This window comes from Bacillus sp. JZ39 (assembly GCF_053903145.1).
The window spans coordinates 3,382,901-3,399,517 of sequence record NZ_CP096389.1; the positions used below are offsets into that span (position 1 = coordinate 3,382,901).

Here is a 16,617-nt window from a genome sequence, read left to right on the forward strand (position 1 = left end):
ATTACTTCACTCCAACGATTTGTAATAGATCACTCATTTTCTCAAGCATAAAATCCGGCTCATACTTCGCCAGCATTTCCGGCCCTTTAATCGTCCATGCGACTCCTGCCGTTTTTGTACCGGCGTTTTTCCCTGCCAGCACATCATGGTAATTATCACCGACCATAATGGCTTCCTCGGGCTCGCTTCCTAGCTGTTTCAGCGCTAACAGCACAGGCTCGGGATCAGGCTTTGCATTCGTCACATCATCAAGGGTGACAACTGTTTCAAAGAATTCGCCGATTCCCGTGAGCTTGAGGCCCATATTGACAGTATCTCTTAATTTTGTTGTCACAATCCCTAATGTAAAGCCGGCTTTTTTTAATGCATCCAGGGTCTCATATACCGTTTCATATTCAGTCACGAGTGAATCATGCCTGTCATGATTGTACGCTCTGTACATAGCGATCATATCCTCGCATTTATCAGGGTCCATCGAAGAGAACGTTTCAAAAAGAGACGGCCCGATAAATGCAAGGACATCTTCTCGTTTATACTTGCTCGGATAATAATGCTCCAGTGTATGCAAAAAGGACGCGATAATTAATTCATTCGTATTAATAAGCGTTCCGTCTAAATCAAACAGAATCGTCGTTACTTGTTTGTCACTCATATTGCTTCCTTTCCAACCGCTGAGGGTTTCCACTTTTTCCATGTATGCGCAATAGCCATTGTCAGCAGAACTGCTGTGGTGACACGAATCAAAAGAAGCGGCCAGACTGGTATGCCGAGCGGAATAAAGACAAGTGTATCTTCCACGACCGCGTGGCAGGCAACGAGAAATATAAATGCCAATGTCATATCCCGCCTGCTCACGCCGTCATCCTCGACAGCTTTGATCATGACACCCGCTCCGTAGGCCAGACCAATCGTCAGTCCCGCCACCATTGTCATAGACGTATTTTTATTCATGCCAAGCAGCTGCGTAAACGGAGACAGCCACCTGGAGAACCGATGCAGCCAGCCTAAATCTCTTAAAAACTGGATGATGATCATCAGAGGTATGACAATTGCCGCCAGCTGCAAAACACCAAGTCCGGCTTTCGTTAAGGCTTCTGTCAGCATTGCCAGCCAGCTGTCTGGCGCTACGCTCTTCGCAGCGATAAAACCGTACTGCGCCGTTTCCTGTCCGCCATGCCAAATGAGGTTGATGACGATGGCTGACACAGCGGCTAAACCGATGCGCACGGCCAATATGACGCCAATTCTGATGCCAACCTTTGCGGCAACTGTCGATTCGATAATCAAGTTATGACAGAATGAAAGCATAACAGCTAAAATAAAGACTTCTTTCACAGATAAATCCAATGTTAAAATCCCGGCAATTCCCGCATACAGATTCAGCATATTTCCCAGTACAAGCGGAATGGCCGCTTCACCAGAAAGCCCGAAGAGACCCATTACCGGTGTGATCAGCCGTACAAGCCAATCCATGACAGGGGTATGCTGAAGCAAAGTGACCAATAGCGTTACCGGGAAAATCACTTTACCCAGCGTCCATGTTGTTTGAAAACCTGCTGCAAGACCGGCCAGAAAGATTTTCTTCATGCCTCATCCCCCTTTGTTGACGTCTACTCCGCGTACCGCTCCTTCGAGTATCCCTTGACGCGTCTGAAGATGATGGCTGCCACAGCCAAAACAATCAATACGATTGAAATCACCTGAGCGATGCGAAGTGAATCTGTCAGCATTAAGCTGTCAGTCCGCATTCCTTCAATAAAGTATCTTCCGATTGAATACCAAATGATATAGATCAAGAACATCTCGCCTCTACGCAAATTCGCTCTGCGAAGCAGCAGTAAAACAATGACGCCGACAAAACTCCATAGTGATTCATATAAAAAAGTAGGATGATAATATTGCCCATTGATATACATTTGATTGATAATAAATTCAGGCAGGTGCAGGTTTTCTAAAAAGGCTCTGCTGACAGCCTCGCCGTGCGCTTCCTGATTCATGAAGTTCCCCCAGCGGCCGATCGCCTGGCCGAGCAAAATGCTGGGCGCGGCAATGTCCGCAAGCTTCCAGAACGAAAGTTTTTTCACTCTCGAAAACACATAACCCGTTAAAATGGCGCCGATTAATCCGCCATGAATGGCAATGCCGCCCTTCCAAATCTTAATGATTTCTCCCGGATGTGCCGCATAATAGTCCCATTCAAAGGCAACGTAATAAATTCGCGCGCAAATAATCGCAATCGGAATGGCAAACAGGACAAGATCAATAAACGTATCTTTCTGCAGCCCCCGTTTTTCACTTTCCCTCATCGCAATCCACAGCCCGAGCAAAGCGCCGAGACCGATAATGATTCCGTACCAATGGACGGCTAACGGCCCCAGCTGAAATGCTATTGGATTGAGTGGTTCTATCGCTTCATTCATTTAACGCCAACTCCTATTCTTCTTGTTCACCGTCTTCAATGACGTCCGCCAGCTTGTTGGTGAATTGTTCAGCGGCATTCAGCCCCATCCGCTTCAATCTGAAGTTCATTGCTGCCACTTCGATGATGACTGCAAGATTTCGGCCTGGACGGACGGGAATCGTCAGTTTTGTGATTTCTGTATCAATGATTTTCATGGTCTCTTCCTCAAGTCCGAGCCGGTCGTATTGCTTGCCCTGCTCCCAAAGTTCAAGATTCATGACAATCGTGATTCGTTTATTGCTTCTGACCGCGCCAGCGCCAAATAGCGTCATCACGTTGATAATGCCAAGCCCCCTGATTTCAAGGAGATGCTCAATTAATTCCGGAGCGTTTCCGACAAGAGTATCCTGATCCTCCTGCCGAATTTCAACGCAATCATCGGCGACAAGGCGATGCCCTCTTTTCACAAGCTCCAGCGCTGTTTCGCTTTTTCCGACGCCGCTCTTTCCTGTGATCAGCACGCCGACACCATATATATCGACAAGAACGCCATGAATTGCTGTGGTAGGCGCCAGCCTGCTCTCAAGGAAGTTGGTTAAACGGCTTGACAGTCTTGTCGTTTTCAGCGGCGATCTGAGGACAGGCACCCCATTTTTCTCGGAGGCGTCAATCAGCTCCTGCGGGATGGGCATATCTCTAGAAAGAATAATAGCTGGTGTTACATCAGTGCACAGAGAATCCATTCGCTGTTTTTTCTCCTCTTCAGGAAGCTGTTCAAAGAAAGAAAGCTCTGTTTTTCCGAGAAGCTGCACGCGCTCTCTCGGGTAATATGTAAAATATCCGGCAATTTCAATGCCTGGTCTTGATAGGTCACTCATTGTAATCGGGCGGTTAATTCCTTCTTCTCCGCTGATTAATTCCAAATTGAACTGTTCCATTACGTCTTTTGTGCGAACCTTTGCCACGATATGTTCCTCCTGTTCCGGGCTGCCCCGAGCTTGCTCACAATACTTTCATTTTATCACTTTCAGGCTTGAACCTAAAACAGATTTTATAAAAGGCGGGAAAACACCTCAGCTGGTCTAGATCACTAGTCTGAAAAAGAGTAAAATAAAGGTATTCAAATTCCAGAAAGGCGGATCATCTATGGCAGAGAGTCTTCTTATCAAAGACATTGCGATCGTGACAGAAAATGAAGTAATCAAAAACGGCTATGTCGGAATCAATGACGGAAAAATCAGCACAGTCTCAACAGAACGGCCCAAGGAGTCATATTCAAAAGAAATTCAAGCACCTGCGAATTCCGTTTTGCTTCCCGGCATGATTGACATTCATATCCACGGCGGCTATGGCGCAGATACGATGGATGCAAGCTTTTCTGCGCTCGACATCATGTCGTCAAGACTTCCCGAAGAAGGCACGACAAGCTTTTTAGCCACAACAATTACCCAGGAACATGGGAACATTTCTCAAGCTTTGGTGAACGCAAGAGAGTGGAAAGCGGCTGAAGAGTCCTCTTTATTAGGTGCAGAACTGCTCGGCATTCATTTAGAGGGCCCCTTTGTTTCACCTAAAAGAGCCGGAGCGCAACCAAAAGAGTGGATTAGGCCTTCGGATGTTGCGCTTTTCAAAAAGTGGCAGCAGGAGGCGGGCGGACTGATCAAAATTGTTACACTTGCGCCGGAGGAGGATCAGCATTTTGAACTGATCCGCCATTTGAAAGAAGAATCGATTATCGCGTCCATGGGGCACACGGATGCCGATTCCGCAATGCTGTCGGATGCCGCAAAAGCAGGGGCGAGCCATATGACCCATCTGTACAACGCGATGAGCCCGTTTCATCACCGAGAACCCGGAGTGATCGGAACGGCGCTGGCCCATGATGGGTTTGTGACAGAGCTAATAGCCGATGGCATCCACTCCCATCCTTTAGCGGCTAAGCTTGCTTTTTTGGCGAAAGGCAGCAGCAAGCTCATTTTAATTACCGATTCCATGAGGGCAAAAGGACTGAAAGACGGCGTATATGAGTTCGGCGGCCAAAGTGTGACGGTAAGAGGACGAACAGCTCTTCTTTCAGACGGAACCCTTGCCGGTTCGATCCTCAAAATGAACGAGGGCGCACGGCATATGCGTGAGTTTACAAATTGCTCTTGGACGGATATAGCTAATATAACTTCTGCAAACGCGGCCAAACAGCTGGGCATCTTTGACCGAAAAGGCAGTGTGACTGTGGGAAAAGATGCAGATTTGGTGATTGTCAGCAGTGATTGCGAGGTGATTCTCACCATTTGCCGCGGAAACATTGCATTTATATCCAAGGAGGCTGACCAGATATGAAAGTAATGGAATGTCAAACGTATGAAGAGCTAAGCCAAATAGCAGCCAGAATAACGGCAGATACAATCAAAGAAAAACCTGATGCCGTTCTCGGTTTAGCGACGGGCGGCACACCGGAAGGCACGTATCGCGAGCTGATCCGCATGCACCAAACTGAGAATCTCTCATTTCAAAACATCACTACAGTTAATTTGGATGAGTACGCCGGACTTTCAAGCGATGACCCGAACAGCTATCACTTCTATATGAACGACCGTTTTTTTCAGCATATCGACAGCAAGCCTAGCCGGCATTTTATTCCGAATGGAAATGCAGACGATTTGGAGGCCGAATGCAGACGGTATGAACAGCTAGTCGATTCCCTCGGCGGCACTGACATTCAGCTTCTCGGCATCGGCCGAAACGGACACATCGGCTTTAACGAACCGGGAACGTCTTTCAAGTCGCGAACTCATGTTGTGACATTAAATGAGCAAACCCGCCAGGCGAATGCCAGATATTTTCCTTCCATAGAAAGCGTGCCGAAAAAAGCACTGACAATGGGAATTCGAACGATTCTCTCAAGCAAACGCATTCTGCTGCTTATTTCTGGGAAAAGCAAAGCAGAAGCTGTTCGTAAGCTGTTAGAAGGAAACATAAGCGAAGATTTTCCCGCATCTGCTTTGCACCTGCATTCCGATGTTACGGTTTTGATTGATCGTGAAGCCGCGTCATTAAGACCTTGAAAGGAACATGCTGACTTATGAATATCAATAAACAATCGCCTATTCCGATTTACTATCAGATTATGGAGCAATTAAAAACCCAAATTAAGAACGGAGAGCTGCAGCCGGATATGCCTCTTCCTTCTGAGCGCGAATATGCCGAACAATTCGGGATCAGCCGGATGACAGTTCGCCAGGCGCTTTCTAATTTAGTTAATGAAGGCTTGCTCTATCGCCTGAAAGGGCGGGGCACCTTTGTCAGCAAGCCAAAAATGGAACAAGCACTTCAAGGGCTGACAAGCTTTACCGAGGATATGAAAAGCCGCGGGATGACACCGGGCAGCAGGCTCATTGATTATCAGCTTATTGATTCAACTGAGGAGCTCGCGGCTATATTAGGCTGCGGGCACCCCTCCTCTATCCATAAAATCACTCGGGTGCGGCTGGCAAATGATATTCCAATGGCGATTGAGTCCTCACATATTCCCTTTGAGCTTGCGGGTGAATTGAACGAATCGCATTTTCAGTCGTCGATCTATGATCATATTGAAAGGTATAACAGCATACCGATTTCCCGTGCAAAACAGGAGCTTGAGCCAAGCGCTGCCACCACGGAAGAAGCGAACATTCTTGGTATTCAAAAGGGAGCGCCAGTCCTATTAATTAAACGAACAACATATCTGCAGAACGGAACTGCTTTTGAGCATGCAAAATCCGTATACAGAGGCGACCGTTATACATTTGTCCACTATATGGATCGTCTTTCATAAAAAAGCCTCCAACCCTTTTTAAGGATTGGAGACATGGCGAAAATCAAACTGGTCTGGTGCCGGACGATATGTTTCTTTTTTCGTCTTGAACTTCCAGATCGGTGATTTCGTTTTGCCGTTAAAACTGTCTTCCACTATAATGTACCAATAATAAACAGACTGCGGTTCAAGATGATCCCAGCGGAATTCAGCTGTATCCCCGCTCTTCACTTGCTCCCGTTTTCCGAGCTCTTCATTGGTATATACGTTACATTCAAAATAATCGGTTTCCACCTTTTTGATTCTTGGCTTCAAATCAAGCGAAAGGGAAAATTCATCCTTGTTGCCATAGGTATCCGTATCATAGTAATTCTTATCCTTTACATACGGAGAATACGTCGATACGTGTACCATGTCATTGGCCTGGTCAAATTGAAGCAAACGCAAATACCCTTGACCGCCTTCTGGTCCGCCCTGATAATCGGCCAGCATTTGATGCACAAGACGATCCGGCTTCCCATCACCATCATCATCCAGCTCATCTGTTTTTCTCATCGCACTATGATAATGCCCGCTCAACACCATCACGACATTCGGGTTCGGCTTTACGATTTCTTTGAATATTTTCTCTCCGATCGGACTTCTGTTTCCGCTGACCAGCAAATACTCATGAAAAGCTAAAATGGCCATCCGGTCAGGATGCTTCTTCAGCACCTGATCCATCCACGCAATGTCCTGATCCGTTATTCCCCATCCCATGTAAAGCATGATATAATCATTGCCGTTGCTCGAAATCAGGTCATAATGTCCGCGGTTATTTTTATAGGAACCGCCATAATGCAATTTTTTATCAAAACGATCGCTGCCAAAATATTTGCCAAACACCCTGTAGGAGCCGTCCTTATGCCCGACATCGTGGTTGCCGGCCAGCACGCCGTAAGGTATTCCGCTCTTATCCAGAACGGACATTGACCGATCAGCGTTTTTCCACTGTCTGATATCGGCGGAATCATCTACAATATCACCCGTGTGGAACACATATTTGATATTGAGCTGCTTTTGATTATCTTTTATCCATTCGGTCTGTTTATCAAAAATATGCGGATAGCTTTCGGCGTAATACTGTGTATCAGACATCCAGACAAATGTGTACATATCCTTCGCAGGAGGAATTTCATCCTGTACAATCACATTCATTTTCGACTCCCGTACAAAATCGGCGGCAATCACAGACGCTTTCAGCGTAAACGGTTTGTCATCCTTCGCGACGAAGCTGTCAACAGGCTGCCATTCGTTTGTCCGATAATTCCAAGCATACATCGTCACCTTTCTCCCCGGCAAAGAACTGCCCTTCCAAACCGCTTCTGCCAGATCATTCTCATCAATTGATGGATCAACCGTCACTTCAAAGCGATGATAAGGGAAAAGCTCTTTGTTTTCTGTCGATACTGTTTTTCCATCAGTAGCTGATACCCGCTCCAATTCTTGATTCGTAAATGGGGTCTCCCTTTCCGGCACAAAGCTTTTCGGCGGTTCAGTCAGTGACGCGTGCTTAAATATTTTCACATGATTTCGCGCTGTATATTGAAATCCCCTATAAAAACCAACATCCATGGCATCATTCGTCGGATCTTTCACCCGGACAGAAAGCTTGGCCTTATGCGTGTCGGCATCGCTGTCTATAACCTCCGGCTGGTCCGGATGCTCTCGTTCGGTTTTAAACGTCCTCTCAATCACTGTTTTATTGCCCGCGAGATCCGTTGCTGTCACTTTTAGAGAATGTTTTCCCGGCAAAAGATCAGAAGAGGACGTATGATATGGGAGTGTAATGCTTTCTCCATCTAAAGACGCTTCCGCTTCCTCAATTTTGCTCCATTTATCATACATATCCGCCTGCAGGATAAGATTTCCTTTATACGTTTGCCCCTCGGTGATATTCGGCTCAATGTGAGGTCCTGAATTATCTACCCGTACAACCAGGCTGACATTTTCCTTGCCGTCGCTTGCTTGAATATGGTGAGTGCCTTCAGAAAGCTTTGATGTGTCCCACTCCAGCAGCTGTGATGTAAATAGTCCGTCAGGCAGATTGAACTGAAATTGCCAGCTTTTATTCGAGCGCTGATTATCGCCAATAAAGAGTTCCTTCTCAGGAGACACCCTCTGATCCCTGATCACCGTTCCATCCGATAACACCAATCGGGCGTTTTTGACTAAGAAGTCATCACGGTTTTCAGCCGTATCAAACGGAGACACCTTCGAACCCGATCGTATTGTAATACGCTGCAGCTGCTTCCCTTTCCGAAGCAGTGTCTCTGGCAATGGAACAGAATAGGTGCGGTATTTATTTGTTGTATCATCGAACACCTTCAGCACTTTGCCTTCCATCGTTACCGCGTTTTTAAAATAAAGGTTCGTTTTCCTCGTATCGAACGCAAAATATACTTCTTTTTCCATCGCGTGCTCTGTCACTTGTTTTTTCCCGTCAATCCATAGCTTAATGCGGTCAGCTCGCCCTTCTGTCGTGGCTTTGAGAAATTGAGTTCCCGACAGCGTGTCTCTGTTTTCAATATTCATCCGCAGACCGTGCGACTTGCTTGTTTGTTTAATATCAATCATTTTGACCGGCGTTCTCGCTTCATTTATCCCGTCCCCGGCCGCCACATAATACTCTAGCTGATCCTTCCCGATCAATTCAGGCGAATACACAATATAATGGTAGAGATTATCGTTGCGGTCTTTTTCAGCAAGAATTCGCTTAAACGGTTTGTTCTCATCCGTCCGGTAGTAAAAGGCCGCTGTTTTCACTAGACTTCGGTCCCGTATGTCAGCCCGCAGCTCAATGCTTTCAGCAGGGCGGACAGGCTTGCGGTCAGTCAAATCCTCAATGACCGGCTTTTCTTTATCGAGCTTGATTTTCCGTTTCTGCTCGGGCACCTGTGCCTGTAATACGGTTCCGGGAGACGGATTCTTTTCCCCGATTGAAATGTTCAGAAGTTCTGCGGTTCCGTTCAACGGATACTTATAAAGCACTGATGACAGCCGGCGCAGCGCATGTTTCCGATAATGCGCAACCGAAATGTCCTTTCCTGTATTCGTTGATATCACAACGGCCCGCGGCCTCGTATTGGCCATACCCTCTGTCTCGTCTATCACCGCGAGATTTTTTCCTTCTTTAAGTTGTGTCTGATAATAACGATTGAAATCCTCTGACGTCAATTCTGGATGCCCGGCAGGCTTCAGCCAGACGACAAACGTTTCGCCGGATGGTATCAAGATCCTTTCATCAGGTCTCCAAATCAGATCGGAGTCAGGCCCTTCTTTTGGGTAGCGGTAACGGATATGGTAGTCTTTAAAATCAATCGTTCTGTCAGTCGTATTAAAAATCTCAATAAATTCATAACCGTCTGCACGTCCTATATTCTTCGTATCAACCGCCAGCTCTGTGATCAGAAGCTCCGGAATATGGGCAAGGTCAGCCTGGTATCCTTCAAGCTTCAGTTTCTTCGTCTCCGACTCCACCCGCTGCTTCCCATTCGACATCACAATGTAATACTCAAGCTCGCTGTTCCAAATCAAACGTTTCGGAATTTGTGCCAAAAACTTGCGGACCGCTCCGGGGGTCGGGTCCATCGGCACCATTTTGTAGCCCAGCTCATTACTTTGTTTATAAAAAAGAAAGGCGGAAAATGCTTGATACGAATTATCGCGAACTTGAGCCTCAATCATTAGATTGTTTCTCATTTCAGCTTTCACATCAATTTGAGGAGGATTTTCAAGCAAGGGTATGTAATGAGGCGTTTGAAATAGTTCCTGCTGTACAACAGGAAAAGCTTTCGATTCATGATGGCCGCCAGACAAAACGGAAAGAAAAGACAGTAATATAGAAGCAATAACCGTGTATTTCCTCATCAAAGCACCTCCCTTTTCATGTATTTTGCGTCTGAACAGGGAAGCTTATGAGTTCATTTTTGTGCATAAAGAACAAAAAAACGTCTGCCTCTTGAAAATTCCACTATTCCCCAGTAAACTAAGGATAGTTAACCAGTTAACAATTAAATCAGAGAGGCAAATTGATGAACAACAGCATTCATGATGAATTATTTCAAGCTATACAACAATTCGCATTAAAAAGAGATAAACGCGTCTGGCAAAAGGTGCAGATTCCGTCCTCACAACATCTCGACCACCTCAAAAAAGACTGGACATTGACCCAGCTTCACATTGTTTCCTGTTTACATACCAGCAAAAATGTGAATAACAGCTTCTTAGCATCCCGCTTACATATCTCAAAAGCAGCTGTTTCAAAAGCAATTCAAGCTTTGTTGAAACATAACATCATTACAGTGACAAAAAAGCCGGGCAACAAAAAAGAAATTTTTTATACGTTAACTGAAAGCGGCAAAGAACTGGCGGGGTTACATGAACGGCTTCATCAAAAAGCAAAGGAGCAATACAAACAGCTCTTCAATGAATTTTCAATTGATGAGTTGAAAACAGTGACTGCGTTTATTAACTTGTGGATCAAGCATATGTAAAAAAGCCTCACCCGCACGGGAGAGACCTTTCCATATTATTAAGCCCTGTCAAATACAATATGAAGTGAGACGGGTCCGCGTGTATACAGACCGGACTCAGCATAACAAAAATCTTCCTCTAATCTGATATTCCGCATCTTATCCAGCACAATATTAGCTACAATTTCGATTTCGGTTTTGGCAAAAGCTGCTCCTACACAGTTATGAATGCCGGATCCGAAAGCGAGATGCCGGGCGGCGCCGCTAAAAGCGCTCTTGATGCCAAGATCTTCCCGATGAATATTAAACACGTCAGGCTGTTCAAATGCTTCAGGGTCCCGGTTAGCCGCACCGATCATACAAAAAACAATCGTATCTTTTTTGATTTCCATACCGCCGACCACTGTATCTTGGGACAGCTGCCGCGGAATCAGCTGAACCGGCGGTTTATAACGCAATGTCTCCGCAATGGCTCTCGGAACTAACGAACGGTCAGCCAAAACATCATTCATCTGCTCAGGATTGTTGAGCAAATGGTAGATCATCAGTGCCAGCGTCTTATCAGCCGGTTCCGTTGCGGCTAACAGCACATTAAGAATCAGTGCGAGTATATCCTTGTCCGACATCGCCATGCCTTCATATTCAGAAGTACATAGGATGGAAATTAAATCTGATCCCGGATTGACGCGACGTTCTTCAATGACCGGCATCAAGTATTGGGAAAGCTGTTCGCTGCACCATAACGAATGTGCCCGCGCTTCAGGAGATTGAGAGATACTCGTGATAAAATCGGCAACTCCGCTATGCCACTCAGAGATTTTTTCATGGTCTCTTTTATCCAGCCCGAGCATGTCCATCGTGACGCACACCGCAAACGTCTTTCCAAAATCATTGACGAGATCAATTTTCCCTCTTTCAAGATAAGGCGCTAACAAGTTTTCTGCATTTTGTTTAATCAATGGAGACAGATGATCCAGTGCGTCACCGATGAAGCTTCTCACTACAATTCTTCTTTTGGCAGAGTGTTCTTTTCCATGCATTTGGGCCAGCACAGGGCCTCGCATTACTGGTTCGGCACGCTCAACAAGTGATTTCGTCGTGAAAATATCCGGATGCTGAAGGATATAGCGGACATCATGATAGCGGCTGATAAAATAACTGTCTATCGACTCTTCATAATGAACCGGATCTTCCTCCCGCAGTTGTGAAAAATAAGCATATGGATTGTTTTGAAATTGATCAGAAAGCACACTAAACAATTTAATCGATTGGCTCATGTTTTACTCCCCCTATCATCCTTCACATGTGATCCGTTTCTCAGAAAGCATCTGCGCCATTTCCTGTACAATGAGATACCCTTGATTCGGCCGCATACAAATAGAAAATTCATGGTTACTGATCTTCTCACCGAGCTTCCACGGACGATGATAAGCAAGGAGCGTCTCTTCCACCTCTAAAATATCCGGAGCTCCGATAAAAAACGGCAGCTCAGCTATGACATATTCCACAGCCAAATTCAGCATATCCTCACTGACTTCTTCCATCATCAAACTGACGCCCCGTGCACGCCCGATTATCGCTTCACGAGACATGTCCAAACAAGCATGTCGAAAATGAGGCTGCTCAAAAAAAGCATGTTCAACTTCTTGTCTCAACAGCTGGTAGGCTTTGTTATCCATAAAATCAGAAAATGTATGAATCGCCTTCGGATCCCCGCCATGAGCCACAAGAGCTCTTTCTGCAAATCTCCTGTTTCGTGATACCTCTTTCCTTACTTTTCGTTCAGCCTTTCCTCTCGGAGTTCCAAGCGCTTCTAGAAGATTAGCGGCCTCATGCCCCGCAAGTAAAACAGAAACGCTTTTAAATTGAGCTTTCGCCCATCCAATTAATCTGTAAATATAATCCTCTGAAAACCTGCTGTTAAATGGGCTGATCCCCACCAAAACATGCCTGCGCCGTTCAAATATTTCTCTGCAGTTTTCCGTTAATGGCTCAGCAATAAAACGCACAGACCTTCTTTCCGTTACCATTCCGGTCATCTCATTCACCCCTAAAACTTATCCCGCTTTAAGTCATCACCCTCAAATACAAGATGGAATAGCTAGAACAACTGAACAAGACGAATGGCAGGCATCACTTAAAGTTTCCAAATGTTTTTTAAGATTTTAATAATCATTTTCAATACCCATATCATGATAAATGTTTACTAGTAAACATTAGTCATTTTATCCCTTTTCCTTCCAAACGTCAATATGATCTGTGCCCAAATATTTGAAAATAAATGTAAACATCACATTTTCCACACACTTTTTACACGCATATTCAGCATGACATATCAACAAATAGTCTAAACACCAACAATTGACAACGAAAACAAGAAAAGATAAAATAAAATTGTTCACCAGTAAACTATTTGTTTTAGTGTTTCATCGTAAACTATTATTCCTAAGAAAGAAGGTAGCCTATGTCTGATTTGACAAAACAGATGATATACGACATATACGTGAGACTGCTGCACCTTAATGAACAAAAAGCGAACACTTCACTTCAGCAATTTTTTAAGGAGGCCGCAGAAGAGGATGTAGCTGAAATTCCCAAAAATATGACAAGCATTCACGTCATTGACTGCATCGGCCAGCATGAACCCATTAACAATGCGGGGATTGCCAGAAAAATGAACTTATCGAAAGCGAATGTAACGAAAATCAGCACAAAACTGATCAAGGAAGAATTCATTAACAGCTATCAGCTGACAGATAACAAAAAAGAAGTTTATTTTAAATTAACCCGTAAAGGCAGACGGATTTTCGACTTACATGAGAAACTGCATAAAAAAAAGGAGCTGGCTTTTTACCAATTCCTCGATTCATTTTCACAAGAAGAACAAAAGGCTGTATTGAAGTTTCTAGAGCAGTTGACGTCAACACTTGAAGCAGAACAAACCGATGGGACTCCGGACAAACCTGTAAAGTAAACAAAAAGGCGGTGTACACTTTGGCTCATACAAAATCAAAGGCAGTATTGATCTTATACACTGTTTGCTTCAGTGCATTTTTTGCATCTTTAAGCCAGAACATTTATTCACCTATTCTTCCGATCATTAAAGAATCATTCCATGTTTCCACAGCTATGGTGAACCTGTCAGTCTCAGTTTTTATGATTGTGACAGCAATAATGCAAATTATATTAGGAGCGATCATTGATTTTAAAGGCGCTCGGATCGTCTTGATTACCGGTATTCTGGCAACGGCAGCAGCCAGCATCGGCTGTGCGGTGACTACTGACTTTACTTTGTTTCTGATATTCAGAATGATACAGGCAGCCGGTTCCGCAGCACTGCCTCTTATTGCTGCCACAACGATCGGACAGCTGTTTACAGGCAATGAACGCGGGAGTGCAATGGGAACGTATCAAATGCTCCTGTCTGTCGCACCGGCTATTGCCCCAGTTCTAGGAGGATTCATAGGCGGAGCAGCCGGATACGAAGGGATTTTTTGGATACTTGCGGCCATCTCGATCGTTTTGCTGGTGACAAACAGCATCACCTTTCCTAAAGATTCTCCAACTGAATCTATGCAGCAAGCCAAAGGCAATGTGTTCGCTCATTATAAATCAATATTTACAAATCGAACAGGGAACGTCATTTTGACTTTAAGTTTTGTTCTCTTTTTCATTTATTTTGCAGTAATTGTCTACCTCCCAATATTGCTGACAGAGCATTACCATATAGATGTGGGTATAGCAGGACTGTTATATTTGCCGCTGGCGCTGAGCACGATTGCAGGTACGTTTCTGTTTAAAAGAATACAGGCAAAAATCGGGCTGCACACCTTGTTTATCGGAAGCAATGTGATTGCCGCCTGCAGCATCATTTTATTTGCTGTTACACATTCCGTTTCTCTCGTTCTCATGGCTCTGACGCTGGCACTGTTTGGCATCTCGATGGGGGTTATTCCTCCCTTGTACTCTACAATGATTACTAATGAATTTGAGCACAACAGAGGGAGTGCAATCGGAATGTTTAACTTTATCCGATATACAGGCATGGCAGCAGGTCCGATGGTATCTGCCTACTTGCTCACAATGATGCCGTCTGCCATGTCCTTTAGCCTCCTAGGCCTTGGATTTGCCGCATTGAGCTTTTGCCTTCTTCCGCCAATGTTTTCGCCGCAGAAGCGCACGAAACAAAAAAAGCACCACATGTAAAAAAGCTGCCTTTGCGGGCAGCTTTTTTTATTTTTTTCTAAGCGGCTCTAAAATGCCTTTTTGAATCAGCAAATGGAAGACCGACAGGATAACGGATGCCCATATCGCTGTGCCGAAGCCGTCGATTTGAAAGCTGTCACCCATTATGGACGCGGTCATCATAAGCGTGATGGCGTTAATCACAAACAAGAAGAGCCCAAGCGTCACCATAGTGACCGGCAGTGTAAAGATAATTAAAAGAGGTTTAATCAGCACGTTTAAGATCGATAAAATGAGGCTGGCGATAATCGCTGCCCCAATGCTGCTGATATGGATGGAGTCAATATATCCATCAATGACGATTAATAACAATGCATTGACTAAAATGCTGACTGCCCATTTTACCATGTCATTTCATATCCCTTTCTGACGGGACGATAAAAATCCAAATGATATAAATGAGCAAAACCGGCAAGACACTTGTCATAATGGCTAAGATGACAGTTATGACTCTGAGGAGTGATGCGTCCCAATTGAAATATTCCGCGAGACCTCCGATAACACCGGCGATTTTCTTATTTTTTTCTGAGCGATAAAGCTTATTCATTCGATCACCTCTGTGAGTACTTAAGTTTGATGGCGCCTGTTAGTGATTCTGAGAAGACGGTGATGTTTTGATCATGTGCTTGATTTGAAGTGAACATCATTTCTTTTTGAATGGTATCATTTTTTTCCTTCAGCATCTCAACATCCATTAATTCATGGGACAGCGAACCAAGATTGCTTTTCAGCTCTGCCTTCACTGCGAGATCGTCCGGAATCGCAAGCTCCACACTTCCAGTCGTTGTTTTTGCATAAATGGAGCGGCAGTCTGATTCTGTTACGTTAATCGCAATATTTCCGTTAAAGCTTTGAACGTCAATGGATTCGCTTTTCCCTCTGAGATCGATCAATCCGTTAATGGTTTCCGCTTCTATCGTTCCGCAGCTGTGGCTGGCGAGCTTAATTTGCCCGTTGGCCGTTTCAGCTATGGCTTTTTCGGCTGTTAAGTGCGAGAACGACAGCACGCCGTTTGTCGTTTTCGCTGAGAACTCTTTTACATGTAAATGTTCCCCTCTGACCGGACCGTTAAACAGCTTCACTCGAATCTTATCATACTCCTTCTGAGGAATATACAAAGTGACATTCGTTTTCATCGTCTTTTTCTCAGTACGGATAAAAAATTTATTTCCTTTGATTTCACATTCAATATGCTGAAGAAATGCGTGTCTCGCCGCATCCTGGCTGTCAGCGCGATATACCTTCGCCTGGCATTCCGCTCTGATATCGTCATCTTCCCAAGGGACGATATTCACGCTGCCATTGGCAATTTGCAGCTCAACACTGGAAAAATCAGTATCTTTAAATTGAAAAATGTGCTGAACATCATACGCATGGCCAAAGTTTAAATCAAGGTCAACTTCCTTGACCTTTTTCACAGCAGAATCAATCCAGTCAAACAGCTTGGCTCCTAAAGACGGCTTGCCGCTTTCTTTTTTTGCCGTTGTAAATGGCTCTTCCTCGTCATGAACGTGAACTGAGAGCGCTGTGATTTTCTCTTCTTTTTCCTTGTAGTCGCTGTCAAGCTTTTCAATCAGTGTCAAAGCTTCTTGTGCTGTAAGCTTTCCTTCCTCAACAAGCTTAAGGATTCGTTCCTTTTCTTGCTTCATTACGATCTCCTCCCCATT

16 protein-coding genes are annotated in these 16,617 nt (G+C 44.8%); 6 read left to right on the top strand and 10 right to left on the bottom strand.

Annotated elements, in window-relative coordinates; translation table 11 throughout:
• Position 1 precedes the first annotated feature (1 nt).
• From ppaX to hprK, 4 genes are read right to left on the bottom strand one after another with little or no spacing between them, the layout of a single operon-like run.
• Entirely contained in the window at positions 2-652 is a 651-nt protein-coding gene (ppaX, locus tag M1D65_RS17370) for a pyrophosphatase PpaX (RefSeq protein ID WP_342412282.1), read from the bottom strand.
• Positions 649-1,587 carry a nucleoside recognition domain-containing protein gene (locus M1D65_RS17375; RefSeq protein WP_021480692.1) on the bottom strand — a complete coding sequence of 313 codons (939 nt, stop codon included), beginning with the start codon at positions 1,585-1,587 and terminating at the stop codon, positions 649-651. Before M1D65_RS17375 ends, ppaX begins: the two co-directional genes overlap by 4 nt.
• A gap of 23 nt (positions 1,588-1,610) precedes the next feature.
• Positions 1,611-2,420, bottom strand: coding sequence for a prolipoprotein diacylglyceryl transferase (gene lgt / locus M1D65_RS17380; RefSeq protein WP_021480693.1), 810 nt, complete (start codon positions 2,418-2,420; stop codon positions 1,611-1,613).
• Positions 2,421-2,433: 13 nt separating this feature from the next.
• Positions 2,434-3,366 carry an HPr(Ser) kinase/phosphatase gene (gene hprK, locus M1D65_RS17385; protein ID WP_003228097.1) on the bottom strand — a complete coding sequence of 311 codons (933 nt, stop codon included), beginning with the start codon at positions 3,364-3,366 and terminating at the stop codon, positions 2,434-2,436.
• 181 nt (positions 3,367-3,547) lie between these two features.
• Between hprK and nagA the strand changes: the two genes are divergently transcribed.
• The 3 genes from nagA to nagR are packed head-to-tail and all read left to right on the top strand — an operon-like array spanning position 3,548 to position 6,212.
• Positions 3,548-4,738 carry an N-acetylglucosamine-6-phosphate deacetylase gene (gene nagA / locus M1D65_RS17390; protein WP_021480694.1) on the top strand — a complete coding sequence of 397 codons (1,191 nt, stop codon included), beginning with the start codon at positions 3,548-3,550 and terminating at the stop codon, positions 4,736-4,738.
• Positions 4,735-5,463 (top strand): glucosamine-6-phosphate deaminase, encoded by a 729-nt coding sequence (gene nagB / locus M1D65_RS17395; RefSeq protein ID WP_213419184.1) that lies wholly within the window; start codon positions 4,735-4,737, stop codon positions 5,461-5,463. The genes nagA and nagB overlap by 4 nt, the downstream gene beginning before the upstream one ends.
• Positions 5,464-5,480: 17 nt before the next feature.
• A complete protein-coding gene (gene nagR, locus M1D65_RS17400; RefSeq protein ID WP_003228089.1) occupies positions 5,481-6,212 on the top strand; it encodes an N-acetylglucosamine utilization transcriptional regulator NagR in 732 nt (243 codons plus the stop codon).
• Between the two features lie 18 nt (positions 6,213-6,230).
• Here the strand turns inward: nagR and M1D65_RS17405 are convergent, their stop codons facing one another.
• Positions 6,231-10,100, bottom strand: a complete 3,870-nt coding sequence (locus M1D65_RS17405; RefSeq protein ID WP_046160895.1) for a metallophosphoesterase — start codon at positions 10,098-10,100, stop codon at positions 6,231-6,233.
• A gap of 164 nt (positions 10,101-10,264) precedes the next feature.
• On the opposite strand from M1D65_RS17405, the gene M1D65_RS17410 reads away from it, so the two are divergent.
• Complete coding sequence (locus M1D65_RS17410) at positions 10,265-10,726, top strand: MarR family transcriptional regulator (protein ID WP_021480697.1); 462 nt, start codon at positions 10,265-10,267, stop codon at positions 10,724-10,726.
• 38 nt (positions 10,727-10,764) lie between these two features.
• Here M1D65_RS17410 and cypX read toward each other — a convergent pair whose 3' ends face one another.
• The gene (gene cypX / locus M1D65_RS17415; RefSeq protein ID WP_021480698.1) at positions 10,765-11,982 is read right to left on the bottom strand and encodes a pulcherriminic acid synthase; all 1,218 of its coding nucleotides are present in this window, start codon (positions 11,980-11,982) and stop codon (positions 10,765-10,767) included.
• A gap of 15 nt (positions 11,983-11,997) precedes the next feature.
• The gene (gene pchC, locus M1D65_RS17420; protein ID WP_101501508.1) at positions 11,998-12,744 is read right to left on the bottom strand and encodes a cyclo(L-leucyl-L-leucyl) synthase; all 747 of its coding nucleotides are present in this window, start codon (positions 12,742-12,744) and stop codon (positions 11,998-12,000) included.
• A gap of 425 nt (positions 12,745-13,169) precedes the next feature.
• Here pchC and pchR point away from each other — a divergent pair, with 425 nt between their 5' ends.
• Together pchR and M1D65_RS17430 are read left to right on the top strand one after the other, a co-directional pair.
• Positions 13,170-13,679 (top strand): pulcherriminic acid biosynthesis transcriptional regulator PchR, encoded by a 510-nt coding sequence (gene pchR, locus M1D65_RS17425; protein WP_003228073.1) that lies wholly within the window; start codon positions 13,170-13,172, stop codon positions 13,677-13,679.
• A gap of 20 nt (positions 13,680-13,699) precedes the next feature.
• Complete coding sequence (locus M1D65_RS17430) at positions 13,700-14,911, top strand: MFS transporter (protein WP_003228068.1); 1,212 nt, start codon at positions 13,700-13,702, stop codon at positions 14,909-14,911.
• A gap of 27 nt (positions 14,912-14,938) precedes the next feature.
• Here M1D65_RS17430 and M1D65_RS17435 read toward each other — a convergent pair whose 3' ends face one another.
• The 3 genes from M1D65_RS17435 to M1D65_RS17445 are packed head-to-tail and all read right to left on the bottom strand — an operon-like array spanning position 14,939 to position 16,599.
• Positions 14,939-15,298, bottom strand: a complete 360-nt coding sequence (locus M1D65_RS17435; protein WP_003228066.1) for a phage holin family protein — start codon at positions 15,296-15,298, stop codon at positions 14,939-14,941.
• Between the two features lies 1 nt (position 15,299).
• A complete protein-coding gene (locus M1D65_RS17440) occupies positions 15,300-15,497 on the bottom strand; it encodes a PspC domain-containing protein (protein WP_003228065.1) in 198 nt (65 codons plus the stop codon).
• Positions 15,498-15,501: 4 nt separating this feature from the next.
• A complete protein-coding gene (locus M1D65_RS17445) occupies positions 15,502-16,599 on the bottom strand; it encodes a DUF4097 family beta strand repeat-containing protein (protein ID WP_014478112.1) in 1,098 nt (365 codons plus the stop codon).
• Positions 16,600-16,617: the final 18 nt, after the last annotated feature.

Bases quoted from the DNA above. Each gene is read 5' to 3' on its own strand.
- ppaX (WP_342412282.1), bottom strand. From the start codon at position 652: ATGAGTGACAAACAAGTAACGACGATTCTGTTTGATTTAGACGGAACG.
- M1D65_RS17375 (WP_021480692.1), bottom strand. From the start codon at position 1,587: ATGAAGAAAATCTTTCTGGCCGGTCTTGCAGCAGGTTTTCAAACAACA.
- lgt (WP_021480693.1), bottom strand. From the start codon at position 2,420: ATGAATGAAGCGATAGAACCACTCAATCCAATAGCATTTCAGCTGGGG.
- nagA (WP_021480694.1), top strand. From the start codon at position 3,548: ATGGCAGAGAGTCTTCTTATCAAAGACATTGCGATCGTGACAGAAAAT.
- nagB (WP_213419184.1), top strand. From the start codon at position 4,735: ATGAAAGTAATGGAATGTCAAACGTATGAAGAGCTAAGCCAAATAGCA.
- nagR (WP_003228089.1), top strand. From the start codon at position 5,481: ATGAATATCAATAAACAATCGCCTATTCCGATTTACTATCAGATTATG.
- M1D65_RS17405 (WP_046160895.1), bottom strand. From the start codon at position 10,100: ATGAGGAAATACACGGTTATTGCTTCTATATTACTGTCTTTTCTTTCC.
- M1D65_RS17410 (WP_021480697.1), top strand. From the start codon at position 10,265: ATGAACAACAGCATTCATGATGAATTATTTCAAGCTATACAACAATTC.
- cypX (WP_021480698.1), bottom strand. From the start codon at position 11,982: ATGAGCCAATCGATTAAATTGTTTAGTGTGCTTTCTGATCAATTTCAA.
- pchC (WP_101501508.1), bottom strand. From the start codon at position 12,744: ATGACCGGAATGGTAACGGAAAGAAGGTCTGTGCGTTTTATTGCTGAG.
- pchR (WP_003228073.1), top strand. From the start codon at position 13,170: ATGTCTGATTTGACAAAACAGATGATATACGACATATACGTGAGACTG.
- M1D65_RS17435 (WP_003228066.1), bottom strand. From the start codon at position 15,298: ATGGTAAAATGGGCAGTCAGCATTTTAGTCAATGCATTGTTATTAATC.
- M1D65_RS17440 (WP_003228065.1), bottom strand. From the start codon at position 15,497: ATGAATAAGCTTTATCGCTCAGAAAAAAATAAGAAAATCGCCGGTGTT.
- M1D65_RS17445 (WP_014478112.1), bottom strand. From the start codon at position 16,599: ATGAAGCAAGAAAAGGAACGAATCCTTAAGCTTGTTGAGGAAGGAAAG.